Raw genomic sequence first — 13335 nt, forward strand, 5'->3', positions numbered from 1 at the left:
TATGACGGACTCGGCGCTCGGGCTCGGCGACGCCGCTCCGCGAGCGGTTCCACAGGATGCGATGCTGGCCACGCTGTCGCCGATCGTCGACGGCGGGCTGATCGTCAAGACGATCCTGCTCGTGGCGCTGTGGGCGGCCGGGTTCGGGGCGGCCGTGCTGGCCAGAGAACTGCTTCGGGTATCGATCGGGCCGCAATTGGTCGCCGTGACCGTCGCGCTCTGGAACCCATACGTGGCCGAACGTGTGCTCCAAGGGCACTGGAGCCTGCTGACCGGATACGCGGCACTGCCCTGGACCGCACTGGCCGCCTATCGAATTCGCATCAGGGGGCGACGGGCGAGCGGCTCCGACGCCGCGGTGGCACGTGGCGGCACGGTCGGTTCCTGGGGCGCCATGGCCGGGTGTTTTGCGGCGGCGGGGCTGACGCCGACCGGCGCTCTGCTGGCGGGCATTACCGCGGTGGTGCTGGTCGGGCGTCGAAATGTGCTCGGGGCGCTGGTTCTGCTATCGGCGGCGTCCGCTCCCTGGTTGGCGGCGACGGCTTTGTCGGGTGCCGGGACCGCGCCCTCCGACCCGGCCGGAATCGCCGCCTTCGCCGCCCGTGCCGAACCCGCCCTCGGCACCCTCGGCACCCTGGCCGGACTCGGCGGAATCTGGAACGCCGACTCGGTCCCCGACTCCCGCACCACCCCCCTCGCCCTGATCGCCACCGCCCTGCTACTGACCCTCGTAGCCCTCGGCATCCGCGCGACCGCGGGTATCAAGACGGGCGCAACTCCCACAGGCGACGCCACAAATTCGACGCACCCCGAGGCCGCGACAATCGCCGCCGCGCCCACTGGCGACGACGCGGACGCCGCTGCTACCACCGGCGGCATCGATCGTGAGAGCTTGCGAGTCCGTCGCGCACTGCTGGTACTTGCGGCGCTCGCCGTCGTACTGCCCGCAATGGGGGCGACGTCATGGGGCATGAGCGGCTTGGAGTGGCTTGTCGGTCATATGCCTGGGGCGGGGTTGTTGCGGGATACGCAAAAGTATGTGGCGCTGGCCATGCCCGCGTACGTGCTGTGCGCCGCCGCTGGGTGTCGAGCGGTCGCGGTGCGCTTGGCGGCGAATAGCGCCGCGCCGAAGGAGTCCGCCCGCCCGCCCGGGACGGCCTTGGCCGCAACGGTATTCATCGCACTGCTGGTGCTGCCGCTGTTCGATTTGGCCTGGGGTGTGGGTGGGGCACTGAAGCCGGTGCATTATCCGGTCGGCTGGCAGCGGGTTGCGGAGCGGATCGATGGGCCCGGGGATGTTGCGGTGTTGCCCGGCGGGATGTTTCGGAAGTTTCCGTACAGCGGCAGGGTGGCGGTGTTGGATCCGGCACCGCGAATGTTGCCCCGTGATGTGCTGCAGACCGGTGAGCTTCCGGTGCACGGACGCACCGTGGCCGGTGAGGGCACCCGGGCGCGGGAGGTGGAAACCGCACTGCTGCACGGTGATTCGGCCCGGCGGCTGGGTGAGCTCGGGGTCGGGTGGGTCCTCGTCGAACGCACGACACCCGGACCGCTCGGCGATTCGAAAACAACACTCGCCCAGTTGGACTCGGTCTACGCCGACTCTCAACTGGCGCTGTACCGAGTCCCCGACGCCACCGACCGTTTCGAACAATCACAGTCCGCGCACCGCGTGATCTCCTACGCCGCCCACATCCTCTGGGCCGTCCTTCTAGTCGGCGGGCTGCTGCTAGCGGCCTTATTGCGCCCACGCCGTTGACCCGAGTGGCGGTGCACGCACACAAATAAGGCCACAACGCACGCTCAGGGCAGGGCGTGGATCGATAGGCCTATGACATTCGACATCGGCGACCTACCCAGCCGGCGCCCCGACGGGAGCACGCCGCGCACTGTTAGCCGAACAGGAGCAATAGACCGACTGCGCACCGATTTCGGAGATCGATGCAAAGGGCCACGACATCCCGAACGCCCGCCGTATGACCGCGCCCCACAACCGATCAGGGCCCGGGCGGGATAAGCCCCGAGCTGTGCTCACCTCGAGCCGCGGCCGCGAGCACCGCGTACACGCCGTTCCCGGTTTGCTCCCAAGAGAATTCACGCGCACGGGCACGCGCCTTCTCCCCCATGACAGCGCGCGCCTCGGTGTCGTCGACGAGTTCACCGACGGACTCGCAGAGCTGGCTCACATCGTCGACGAGCACCCCGGTCACCCCGTCGACAATGGAGTCGGTGAGTCCGCGCGAACTGCGGTAACCGATCGTCGGTACCCCGTGTTGCGCCGCCTCGATGACCGCGAGGCCCCAGCCCTCCTTGCGTGAGGGCAGCACATGTACCCAAGCGCGTGCGAGTAATTCGTGTTTGCGCCGCTCGTCGACGTGGCCGTGGAAGGTAACCGCGTCGGCGATGCCGAGATGGCGAGCGTCGGCCTTCAGGTTGTCCGCCCACCAGCCGTCGCCGATCACATCGAGCCGCAGGCCGGGAATCCGACTACGTAGTCGCGCGACAACCGCCAACGCGTCTTCGATCTGCTTGTGCGGCACCAACCGCGAGAGCACCACGATGCGCGGCTCTTCGGTGCGCGTCTCCGCACAGCCGGTCGGCGCGTCCACTGGAACGGGTTCGGCGCCGTTGCGGACCACCGCGATCCGGGAACCGTCCACCCCAAGCGTGGCCAGTTCCTCGGCCGAGGGCAGCGAAACGGTCAGGTATTGGTTGTGCCGATGCACCCGCGGCGAGAGCCGCGATTCGATCCACCAGCCGATCCGCCCGACGAACCGTCCGGCGACCGGCCACTGCTCCCGATGCCCGTGATGCACCAGCACCACCGACGGTGCGTTCGTCGCCACACCCGCGAAAAACGGGATCCCGTTCTGCGTATCGATCACCGCATCGGGCCGCAGACCCCGCAGCGGCCCGATGCCGAGCCGTCCGAACGCGATAGCGACCAGCGCCCGCGGATAGACGGAGAATCGGCCGCCCGCCCGGCTGACATCGATGCCGTCGATCCGCTCCCGCTTCGGCGCGCCCGGATAGCGCGCGGTGCGCAGGGTTACCTTGACCCCGCGCGCGGCGAGCTGCGCGCCGACCTGTTCCAGGTACCGTTCGCTGCCGCCGCCCTGCGGGTGCCCGGTGTCACGCCAGCACAGCAGGAGGACTTCGCGCACGTGGAGCTTCTCTCGGTCAGCAGGGTCACGGATATCGCCGTACACCCTAACCCGCGCCCCCAACCGGCCGGTCCGCACCGCGCGGGAATTCCCACCCCGGGCAGGCGGGACTGCGGTGCGTTGCCCGCACTATGCGAGACTCTGCGCCGTGCCGACTGCTGAAACCGAGCCAGCCGAGCCCGTTGCGGCGCCTGCCTCACGGCGCGGACGAGCCATGTCCCGGTTCGCGCGGCGGGCGACCTTGCGCCGGTCGCTGCGACTGCTCGGCAGTTTCCGATTCGAGCAGACCGATCCCGCACTGTTCTACGGCGGTCTGGCCGCCGACAGCGCGGCGATGATCGGCGATTTCTACGCAGATGTCACCGGGCACGGCCTCGCGGGCGCGACCATCCTGGATGTCGGCGGTGGCCCCGGCTACTTCGCCGACGAATTCGTCAAGACGGGTGCCCGCTACATCCCCGTCGAACCCGACCCATCGGAGATGCACGCCGCCGGACTCTCGGTAGCGGGCGCGGTCCGCGGGTCCGGTATGGCACTGCCGTTCCGGGATAACGCGGTCGACATCTGCTTCTCCTCGAATGTCGCCGAGCATGTGCCGCAGCCGTGGGTCATGGCCGACGAAATGGTCCGCGTGACCCGTCCGGGCGGCTTGATCGTGCTCTCGTACACGGTGTGGCACGGCCCGTTCGGCGGGCACGAAACAGGGCCGTGGCACTACCTCGGCGGTGAGTACGCGGCGCGCCGATACCGTCGCAAGACCGGCCGGGAACCGAAGAACCGCTTCGGCAAGTCGCTGTTCGCGGTCGGCGCTGCCGACGGGTTGCGTTGGGCGGCAGGCACTTCCGCAGATGTGCGCATCGTATTCCCCCGCTATCACCCGCGTTGGGCCTGGTGGGTGGTTCGCGTACCCGTGCTACGAGAGTTACTGGTGAGCAATCTGGTGGTAGTCGCCACCAAGCCGTAGCGCTACTTCTCCAGCCAGCCCCGGCGCCAGCTCCTGCGCCCGCATGCGTTGATCGTCGCCGCCCATGGCGATTCCTGAATGGCCAAGCCGACCGTCTCCAGGGTGGTCAGGCCGACCTGATCAGCCAGCAATCCGACGACGGCGACCGCCTCGGCGGCCTGCATCGCGGCGGTTGCCTGCTCGATGGTCAGCGTCCGGCCCGGCAGGAAGGAAACTACCCACCCACCTGCGCCGACACTTTTAGCTTGATGCTCGGTCTGGTCGCTTGTCATCAACGACCGACCGATCACTTGCACCGCCATGACTCTGACTCCCCAATTGCGTAATCGGTTCATGAATCGAGCGAGCTGATCAGTAGCTACAGCATGACCGGTGCAACAACAGAACGCAATAGTGCGTTCTCTGAAAAGCGAACCGACAGGTTGGAATTCGCGCTGTTCAGAAGGCCGGACGGACGGAAAACTGGAACACGTTACAGACAATCGAGCCGCAAAACTGTAACGTGTTCTCATGCATTACGACAGCCTGTTCATCGGCGGCCGCTGGACCGCACCCGCCGCCACCGAGCGCCTCCAGGTCATCTCGCCCGCGACGGTCGAGCCGGTGGGCAGCGTCCCGGTGGTCGGTCGCGCCGACGTCGACGCCGCTGTAGCCGCCGCCCGGCACGCCTTCGACAACGGTCCGTGGCCGTCCACACCGCCCGCGGAGCGCGCCCAGGTACTGACGCGCGCCGCGCGCCTGATCGAGGAGCGTTCGGCCGATCTGCTCGCCACGCTCACCGCGGAAATGGGCGCACCGCAGATGATCGCCATGACGCTCAACCAGATTCCGGCAGTGGCCGCCCTCGACGCGTACGCCGGACTGGCCGAGTCCTTCCCCTGGAACGAAACTCGCACCGGCCTGTTCGGCACCGCACGGGTCTCGCGGGAGCCGCGCGGTGTGGTCGCGGCCGTCACGGCATGGAATGTCCCGCTGTTCCTCGCGGCCAATAAGCTCGCGCCCGCATTGCTCGCCGGATGCACGGTGGTGCTCAAGCCCGCGCCGCTGACTCCGTTGACCGCCAACAAGATCGGGGAAATCTTCGCCGAGGCGGGCCTGCCCGAGGGCGTGCTGTCGATCCTGCCCGCCGAGGCGGATGCCGCGGAGTATCTGGTCTCGCATCCGGGCGTCGACAAGGTCACCTTCACCGGCAGCACCGCGGTCGGTCGCAAGATCGGCGCCATTGCGACCGGACAGCTCAAGAGCGTCTCGCTCGAGCTCGGCGGCAAATCGGCGGCAATCCTGTTGCCGGATATGGATATCGCCAATATCCCGGTGCTCGCCTTCTCCGGTCTGATGAACAGCGGCCAGGGTTGCGTCGCGCAGACCCGCATTCTCGCGCCGCGCAGCCGCTACGACGAGATCCTCGACGCGCTGGTCGAGCACGTGAAAACGCTGAAGACGGGCGATCCCACCGATCCGGCGACAACCTTCGGCCCACTGATCTCCGAACGTCAACGCGACCGTGTCGAGGGCTATATCGCCAAGGGCAAGGAGGAGGGCGCGCGACTGGTGCTCGGCGGCGGCCGCCCGGCGGATGTGGACCGCGGCTGGTTCGTCGAGCCGACCATCTTCGCCGATGTCGACAACAAGTCGACCATCGCGCAGGAGGAGATTTTCGGCCCGGTCCTGTCGGTGATCCCGTACGAGACCGAGGACGAAGCGGTAGCCATCGCGAACGATTCCGTATACGGCCTGGCCGGCTCGGTCTGGACCGCCGATATCGAGCACGGCGCGGAAATCGCGGCGCGGGTGCGCACCGGAACCTACGCGATCAATTGGTATGCATTCGACCCGAGCTCGCCGTTCGGCGGTTACAAGAACTCCGGCCTCGGCCGGGAGAACGGACCAGAGGGTCTGGACGCATTCTGCGAGCAGAAGTCCCTGCTGATGCCCATGGGATGGACGGGGTAGTCAAGCCCCCGACATAACCACCCGGACTACCGGCTGACGGCCCGGTGCGTCGACGATGCTCGGCGCACCGGCGTCGACGATTTCGACCTGCCAACCCGACGGCAGCGCATCCTGCAAACGTCCGGCAGCGCGCCGCAGCGGTGTGCTCGCGGTCGCCGGCTCGACCTGCGGCACGGCCAACGGGCCGGTTTCCAGATCGGTCATGTTCCAACCACCTCTCACGCGTCGCTCTCATCGCTGGCCGCAGGTGGGCGGACTCGCGAGTCGAAAGGGAAGTAGTTCAGTCGACCTAAGTCAGACCGTTAATAATTGGCAATCGAACTGGTCGGTCATGAGACGGAAAGCACGCGAAGCATAAGCCCCTCCCGGACCGGCTTCCTACTGATACGAAGCACGTCTGGGCAAATCAACCGTAGCGCACCGATGGCTTCAGATCCGACAATCCGAGAACATCGGCCGATCGATACCGCCTGGTACGCGCATTCACCGAGGAAATCCGCTAGCGGCGCAGCGACCGGCGATAACCGGCGGGCGTCGTACCGGTGGCCGCGCGCAGATGCACCCGCAACGCGGTGACGCTACCGAATCCGGACTGTGCCGCAACAACTTCGACGGGCAGTTCGGTAGTCTCCAGCAACTCTCTAGCGTGTACGGTGCGCTGCGCCTCCAACCAGCGCCGCGGCGTGGTGCCCACCTCGGCTTTGAATCGGCGGATGAACGTGCGTTCACTCATCAGCGCATGTCCAGCAAGCGTCGAAACATCCGGCGCCGCAGCCGGATTCGCCGCCGCCCAGGCCATGGTCGCGGCCAGAGCGCCGGGGAAGTCTTTGCCGCCCAAGGCATCCGGAATATATTGCGCCTGACCGCCCTCGCGGTGCGGTGCGGTCACATTCCAGCGGGCCAAATCGGCCGCCACACCCGCACCCAGCTCACGACGCACGATATGCAGGCATAGGTCCATTCCCGCGGACAATCCCGCCGAGGTGAGCACGTCACCGTCGTCCACGTAAAGTGCGGCGGGGTCGAGCTTTACCGCTGGGAACAGTTCAGCGAATTCGTCGCAATACGCCCAGTGGGTGGTGGCCGGCCGCCCGTCCAGGAGTCCCGCCCGCGCCAGGATGAACGCGCCGACGCAAATGCTCACCATGGTCGCGCCTCGCTCCGACGCGGCCCGCAGCGCATCGAGCACCTCGTCGGCCGGCGCCAGCGTGGGCAACCCGATTCCCGGAACCACCACGATGTCGGCGCTCGCCAACGCCTCGAGCCCCTCGTCGACCCGGAGTTCGAAACCGTTCGGGGTCCACACCGGACCCGGCCGCACTCCACAGGTCCGCATCTCGAACCCCACCGGTTCCCCGGTCTTGCCCGGCCCGTGGCGGAATGCCTGGACCGCGCAGGCCAGGTCGTAGGTCATGACGCCATCCAGCGCCAGCGCGACTACCTGCTTCACGCCCTCAGTTTGGCACGAATCCGAGCATTACCGGAATCCCTGCCACCAGCGGCGCATCGCGAGGGTGAGGCACTCGCCCTGTGCACTTGTTGGTGGATGCCCCGGCTCTTGGACTGACGCACAGGCTCTGGCCATCCCCACTGCACACGATCCTGGCAATGGGCGCATTCCCTGTACGCAATAGCCGATCGCTATGTGACGCATAGCTATTCGGACAGCACCGAGAGGTTACTGGCGCTGCCGGTCGTGGCGGCGCTGGGCGGCCATCACCTCGACCGTGTGCTCACGGATCCAGCCGAGGAACTGGTGCAGCGACTCGGTGAGCCCCTGGCCGAGTTCGGTGAGTTCGTAGCTGACCCGCGGTGGCGTGGTGGGCTCGACGGTGCGCGCGATCAGCCCGTCACGCCCGAGCGTGCGCAACGTCTGCGACAGCATTTTCTCGCTGATACCACCGATTTTGGCGTGCAACTCGGAGAACCGTAGCGGCCCGTCGGTCAGCGCGGTCAGGATCAGCATGCCCCAACGACTCGTGATGTGGTCGAGCACCTCGCGTGCCGGACACTCACTGTTGAATGCGTCACTCATGCCCTGCCAGGTAGTGGGCTCGACCTGCGAACGTACCGCCATTTCTGGAGCTTACCTGGAGGTATGTCCTTACCACAGGTAAGTCCTTCGGCCTACGCTGCCGCCATGGTCACAGTCGTTTTCGGAGCCAGAGGCAATGTCGGTCACCACGTGGTGGAGGGGCTGATTTCGAGAGGGGAACAGGTCCGTTCGACGAGCAGGGCACCCGCCGCCGCAGGCTTCCCGCCGGGCACGGAGGTCGTCGCGGCCGATCTCGAGCAGCCCGAAACGCTGCCCGCCGCACTCGAAGGCGCGCAGCGCGTCTTCCTCTACGCCAAGCCCGAGGGCATCGACGGTTTCGTGGCGGCGGCCGAGGCCGCCGGGGTGCGGCACGTGGTGTTCCTATCGTCAGGGGCCGTGCTGCACAGCAATGCGTCGAGCAATCCAATTGCCTTGATGCACAGCGTCATCGAGTCCGCCATCGAGAAGTCCGCTCTGAATTGGACCTTCATCCGCCCCGGTATGTTCGCCACGAACGCCCTCTGGTGGTGGCAGCAGTCCATACGGGACGAGGGCACGGTCCGGATGCCGTATCCCGACGCCAGGACCGCACCCATCCACGAGAAAGATCTGGCAGCACTCGCGGTGACCGCGCTGACCGAGCCCGGTCACCATGGCCAGGCCTATACCGTTTGGGGCCCGGAGTCACTCACCCTGCGCGAGCAGGTGCGGCAGATCGGTGCGGCCATCGATCGCGAGATCGCTTTCGAAGTGATTTCCGATGAACAGGCCCGTGTGGAGATGCGCAAGACCATGCCGGAGATCGGCGTCGAGGCCGTCCTGGCCGGATGGAAGGCCGGAATCACCGAACCACCGCAGGTATCGACGATCGTCGAAGAACTCACCGGCCGCCCCGCCCACACCTTCGCCCAATGGGCACAAGATCACGCTCTCGACTTCCGCTGACCGATCGAGATCAGGTGGAATTGGTGGCGGAGGCTTCTCGCGTTTTGCCGCCACTGCTTCCGTGATCGCCTGCCCAGTGCGAACACCTGGCCAGTGGGGGCAGGATTGGCGGGAATCAGAGGGTTACTGGCATTTGCGCCACTCGTCGGGGGCCGGCTCGGGCGCTTCACTGAAAGCGAGACGTGTTCGAGGAGAAGGAGATCGACGTGGGTGCGCCTGTGGGGATGGATTGGGAATGGGCGAGGCGTACCGGTGGGGCGCTTTCCAGTGGTCAGCGGAGGCAGCTGACCGCCAAGCTCGTTGCGGGCGTGCCCCGGCTCGTTGCCGGACAGGCCGCATTGGTACTGGGGAGAGGCGGGAGCGGGCGGGTGGATTTCGCGGAACTCCGACTGCCCGATTCGAAGCTGGCCAAGGCCGCGGAAGAGGAAGCGCGGGAGTACCTTTCGGTGCACGTGTTGGAGCACTCGTATCGGAGTTATTTCTTCGGGCGTGCGCTCGCTGAATTCGACGGCACCAAATACGACGACGAACTGGCATACGTCTCCTGCCTGCTGCACGATTTGCAGCTCGAACATCCAACGCCCGGAAGGTGTTTCGCGGTGACCGGGGCGGAGCGCGCCGTCGGATTCGTCCTCGGCGCAGGTGCGACACCGGAGCAGGCGGAGACCGTCGGCGCCGCGATCGCCGCGCATCTCACCATCGGGGTGGCCGACAACGTCGACGATCTCGGCTTCGTTTCCGCCGGTGCGGCGGTGGATGTGTTCGGGGCGCGGATGTCCGATCTCGATCCGAGCTGGGTAGCGGAGCTGCTGCGCCGTCATCCGCGGCACAACCTCAAGCAGCATTTGACCGAGGCGTTCACGAACGAGGCGGCCGCGGTGCCGGACGGACGCGCCCAATGGCTTATACGAACCGCGGGCTTCCGTCAGCTGATCGGCCGCGCGCCGTTCTCCGAATAGACCTCTGCCACAAACGAAACCGCCCGCACCATCGTGAAAGATGGTGCGGGCGGCGCCGCGAGCTTCGTCGATTACACCGCGAGCTTCGTCGATTACTCAGCCACCACGGAGCGAGTCTTACGAGCGACCCGTTCGCGGCCCGTCTCGCATCCGCGCCGAAGGCGCGGCCATCGACACAGCCGAGCCGTCGAAGCGCATGCGCCGCACGCCGTAGGACTCGACCATCCAGCGCGCGTGCATCGGTGGCCGAACGATCCGCCACCGGCGACCACCACGGAGCGAGTCTTACGAGCGGCCCGTTCGCGGCCCGTCTCGCGTCCGAGTCGTCGAAGCGCATGCGACGAAGTCGCGAGTCTCGACGACTCGGACGCGAGACACCAGGGGGCCGCGAACACGCAGCGCCGCAGGCGCTGCAAATCAGACTCAGCCCAGGCGCTCCTTCAGCGCCTCGAACTCGTCGCGCACGCCGGAGGGCAGCTTGTCGCCGACGAATTCGAACCACTCCTCGATGAGCGGGATCTCCTTGCGCCATTCGTCGGCATCGACGGCGAGTGCCTCATCGACATCGGCGGGGTCGACCTTCAGACCCTCGAGGTCCATCTGGGCGGCGGTGGGCACATTGCCGATCGCGGTCGGCTCGGCCTGCGCCGAACCCTCGATGCGGCCGACGATCCACTCCAGCACGCGGGAGTTCTCACCGAATCCGGGCCACAGGAAGCGGCCGTCGCCACCGCGACGGAACCAGTTCACGTAGAAGATCTTCGGCAGCTTGTTCGCATCGGCATTCTTGCCGACATTGATCCAGTGGTTCAGGTAGTCACCGACGTGGTAGCCCATGAACGGCAGCATCGCCATCGGATCGCGGCGCACGGTACCGACCTTGCCTTCGGCGGCGGCGGTCTGCTCGGACGACAGGGTCGCGCCCATGAAGACGCCGTGCTGCCAGTCGAAGGATTCGGTCACCAGCGGGACCGTGGTCTTGCGGCGGCCACCGAACAGAATGGCCGAGATCGGCACACCCTGCGGGTCGTCCCATTCGGGAGCCAGGATCGGGCACTGCGACATCGGCGTGCAGTACCGCGAGTTCGGGTGCGCGGCAAGGGTTTCGGTCTCCCGCAGGTACCAGTCGTTGCCCTTCCAGTCGATCAGGTGATCGGGCTCGCCCTCCAGGCCCTCCCACCAGACATCGCCGTGATCGGTGAGCGCGACATTGGTGTAGACCGTGTTGCCCGCCTCGACGGTCGCCATGGCGTTCGGGTTCGAGCTGCGGTTGGTGCCCGGCGCGACGCCGAAGAATCCGTACTCGGGATTCACCGCGTACAGGCGGCCGTCCTTGCCGAAACGCATCCAGGCGATATCGTCGCCCAGGGTCTCCGCGCGCCAGCCGGGAACCGTCGGCTGGATCATCGCGAGGTTGGTCTTACCGCAGGCGCTCGGGAAGGCCGCGGCGATGTAGTACGCCTTGTTCTCGGGGGAGATCAGCTTGAGGATCAGCATGTGCTCGGCCAGCCAGCCCTCGTCGTGGGCCATGGCCGAGGCGATGCGTAGCGAGTAGCACTTCTTGCCGAGCAGCGCGTTGCCGCCGTAGCCGGAGCCGTAGCTCCAGATCTCGCGGTCCTCGGGGAAGTGGGTGATGTACTTGGTGTCGTTGCACGGCCACGGCACATCGGCCTGGCCGTCGGCCAACGGCGCGCCGACGGAGTGCAGCGCCTTCACGAACGGCTTATCGGTGCCGAGCTTCTCCAGCGCGGCGGTGCCCATGCGGGTCATCACACGCATGGAGACCACGACGTATTCGGAGTCGGTGAGCTCGACGCCCAGCTTGGGGTCCTCGGCACCGAGCGGGCCCATGCAGAACGGCACCACGTACATGGTGCGGCCCTTCATCGAGCCGCGGTACAGCTCGGTCATGGTGGCGCGCATCTCGGCGGGGTCGACCCAGTTGTTGGTGGGGCCCGCGTCGGCCTCGGTCTTCGAACAGATGTAGGTGCGGGATTCGACACGCGCCACATCGGAGGGGTCGGACAGGGCGAGGAACGAGTTCGGCTTCTTGTCCTCGTTGAGCTTCTGGAAGGTGCCCGCCGCGACGAGCTGAGTGGTCAGCCGATCCCACTCTTCGTCGGAACCGTCCGCCCAGACCACTCGCTCTGGCTGAGTGAGTTCTGCGACTTCCTGTACCCAGGCGAGTAGTTCGCTGTGCTCGGTCGGCTGCTTGCCGTCGGAATTCCGAAGACCAGGAATGGTCGCTGAGGTCATGAAAACTCTCCTGAGATGGGCGGTTCACGGTGTTTCCGCCTGGCCCATAGGCCCATGACCAGCGCGAACACACCGAGCGCCACCGTTGGCGGGAAGGCACCCGCTACGACCAGTCGAAAGCGCGTCATGGCTGGACCGCGTACAAGGACGAAGCGGACGCCCAGGTTCCTGCTTAAGAGGTTAACGCGATGTGACGACCAGTACGGAATCGGGTTCCCCCAGGAGTACCCACTAAGTTACCTAATCAAAAGAAGTCCGATACCGGTCGAGGATGGCGATATCGCGTTCGCAGGCGGCGAGCTGTCCCGGTTGCTCGGCCGCGGCACGGCGTAGTTTGGCCTCCAATTCGGCCACCTGACGGTCGATTTCGACGATTCGCTCGGTGCTCGCGCGCATGACGCGGTCCGATAGCGCGGTCTCCGATTCCACCAGTGCGGTGGCGACCCGCTGCTCCAATTGGGCCTTCACATTGACCAGCGCGTCGGAGACCCATTGACGAAGGTGCGCACGGTCGGCGACCTGGCCGCGGGCCCGCACCACCCACGCCGCCGCACCCGCTCCGAGCAGCAGCGTCACGGGTAGGACCGCGAAATTGAGGGCTTGCACGAGCGAGAACGGGGCGACCAGTAGGCGCCCGATGCCGACCCCCGCGGACGCACCCAGCGCGATCATGAGGTGATCTTCGACACCTCGGTGCCTCGGCTCCGGATCCGGACCGACACGCGGGGCCGGATCGCGCCAACGCGGTGGCACGCCGCGGTCGTGTTCCGATGCTGCCCCGACCCGGTCGGCGAGCTCGGACAGCCGCTGGTCGATGGTTCCGTCCACGGCGTTGGTCAGCTCGTTGACCGCCTGCTGTAGGCGTTCGGGATAGCCGCCGAATTCGGCGCGGCGCAAACGGTCGAGTTCGCCCCGAGCGGCGGCGTGCAACGCGCGGACCCTGGCCCCGACATCGGTCATCAGATCGACCCTGGCCAGATGCAGTTGGCTGCGCAGGGTGGACATGGCGGTGGCGCGGCCACCGTCACGTCCGGCGAGCAGCACGGCGCGTTCCTCGCG

The 13335-nt window shown here is 66.8% G+C and carries 11 protein-coding genes and 1 pseudogene; 5 read left to right on the top strand and 7 right to left on the bottom strand.

Annotated elements, in window-relative coordinates:
* Positions 1-1759: MmpA family trehalose lipid delivery protein (locus ON44_RS32060; protein ID WP_040697164.1), on the top strand; the 1759-nt coding region annotated here is incomplete at its 5' end.
* A 238-nt stretch (positions 1760-1997) separates the two neighbouring features.
* On the opposite strand, the gene ON44_RS32065 is transcribed toward ON44_RS32060, so the two are convergent.
* Positions 1998-3164, bottom strand: a complete 1167-nt coding sequence (locus tag ON44_RS32065; protein WP_040697167.1) for a glycosyltransferase family 4 protein — start codon at positions 3162-3164, stop codon at positions 1998-2000.
* A 214-nt stretch (positions 3165-3378) separates the two neighbouring features.
* On the opposite strand from ON44_RS32065, the gene ON44_RS32070 reads away from it, so the two are divergent.
* A complete protein-coding gene (locus ON44_RS32070; RefSeq protein ID WP_040697169.1) occupies positions 3379-4128 on the top strand; it encodes a class I SAM-dependent methyltransferase in 750 nt (249 codons plus the stop codon).
* 2 nt (positions 4129-4130) lie between these two features.
* On the opposite strand, the gene ON44_RS32075 is transcribed toward ON44_RS32070, so the two are convergent.
* Positions 4131-4430 (bottom strand): hypothetical protein, encoded by a 300-nt coding sequence (locus tag ON44_RS32075; protein WP_040697171.1) that lies wholly within the window; start codon positions 4428-4430, stop codon positions 4131-4133.
* A gap of 208 nt (positions 4431-4638) precedes the next feature.
* On the opposite strand from ON44_RS32075, the gene ON44_RS32080 reads away from it, so the two are divergent.
* A complete protein-coding gene (locus ON44_RS32080; RefSeq protein WP_040697173.1) occupies positions 4639-6081 on the top strand; it encodes an aldehyde dehydrogenase in 1443 nt (480 codons plus the stop codon).
* On the opposite strand, the gene ON44_RS32085 is transcribed toward ON44_RS32080, so the two are convergent.
* From ON44_RS32085 to ON44_RS32095, 3 genes are all read right to left on the bottom strand, one after another.
* The gene (locus tag ON44_RS32085) at positions 6082-6285 is read right to left on the bottom strand and encodes a hypothetical protein (RefSeq protein WP_040697175.1); all 204 of its coding nucleotides are present in this window, start codon (positions 6283-6285) and stop codon (positions 6082-6084) included.
* A gap of 295 nt (positions 6286-6580) precedes the next feature.
* On the bottom strand, positions 6581-7531 hold the full coding sequence (locus ON44_RS32090; protein WP_040697176.1) for a GlxA family transcriptional regulator: 951 nt from the start codon (positions 7529-7531) through the stop codon (positions 6581-6583).
* Between the two features lie 228 nt (positions 7532-7759).
* Entirely contained in the window at positions 7760-8158 is a 399-nt protein-coding gene (locus ON44_RS32095; protein WP_040697179.1) for a winged helix-turn-helix transcriptional regulator, read from the bottom strand.
* A 63-nt stretch (positions 8159-8221) separates the two neighbouring features.
* Between ON44_RS32095 and ON44_RS32100 the strand changes: the two genes are divergently transcribed.
* Positions 8222-9061, top strand: a complete 840-nt coding sequence (locus tag ON44_RS32100) for an NAD(P)H-binding protein (RefSeq protein WP_040697182.1) — start codon at positions 8222-8224, stop codon at positions 9059-9061.
* Positions 9062-9285: 224 nt separating this feature from the next.
* The gene (locus tag ON44_RS32105) at positions 9286-10020 is read left to right on the top strand and encodes an HD domain-containing protein (RefSeq protein WP_245567423.1); all 735 of its coding nucleotides are present in this window, start codon (positions 9286-9288) and stop codon (positions 10018-10020) included.
* 423 nt (positions 10021-10443) lie between these two features.
* Here ON44_RS32105 and ON44_RS32110 read toward each other — a convergent pair whose 3' ends face one another.
* On the bottom strand, positions 10444-12276 hold the full coding sequence (locus tag ON44_RS32110; protein WP_040697188.1) for a phosphoenolpyruvate carboxykinase (GTP): 1833 nt from the start codon (positions 12274-12276) through the stop codon (positions 10444-10446).
* A 240-nt stretch (positions 12277-12516) separates the two neighbouring features.
* Positions 12517-13335, bottom strand: a pseudogene (locus ON44_RS32115) (hypothetical protein); the annotation flags it as partial.

The organism is Nocardia vinacea NBRC 16497, assembly GCF_000308835.1.
Taxonomy (GTDB): Bacteria; Actinomycetota; Actinomycetes; order Mycobacteriales; family Mycobacteriaceae; genus Nocardia; species Nocardia vinacea.

Coding starts and splice junctions, on each gene's coding strand:
- ON44_RS32070 (WP_040697169.1), top strand. CDS start 3,379: ATGTCCCGGTTCGCGCGGCGGGCGACCTTGCGCCGGTCGCTGCGACTG.
- ON44_RS32075 (WP_040697171.1), bottom strand. CDS start 4,430: ATGGCGGTGCAAGTGATCGGTCGGTCGTTGATGACAAGCGACCAGACC.
- ON44_RS32080 (WP_040697173.1), top strand. CDS start 4,639: ATGCATTACGACAGCCTGTTCATCGGCGGCCGCTGGACCGCACCCGCC.
- ON44_RS32085 (WP_040697175.1), bottom strand. CDS start 6,285: ATGACCGATCTGGAAACCGGCCCGTTGGCCGTGCCGCAGGTCGAGCCG.
- ON44_RS32095 (WP_040697179.1), bottom strand. CDS start 8,158: ATGGCGGTACGTTCGCAGGTCGAGCCCACTACCTGGCAGGGCATGAGT.
- ON44_RS32100 (WP_040697182.1), top strand. CDS start 8,222: ATGGTCACAGTCGTTTTCGGAGCCAGAGGCAATGTCGGTCACCACGTG.
- ON44_RS32105 (WP_245567423.1), top strand. CDS start 9,286: ATGGATTGGGAATGGGCGAGGCGTACCGGTGGGGCGCTTTCCAGTGGT.
- ON44_RS32110 (WP_040697188.1), bottom strand. CDS start 12,276: ATGACCTCAGCGACCATTCCTGGTCTTCGGAATTCCGACGGCAAGCAG.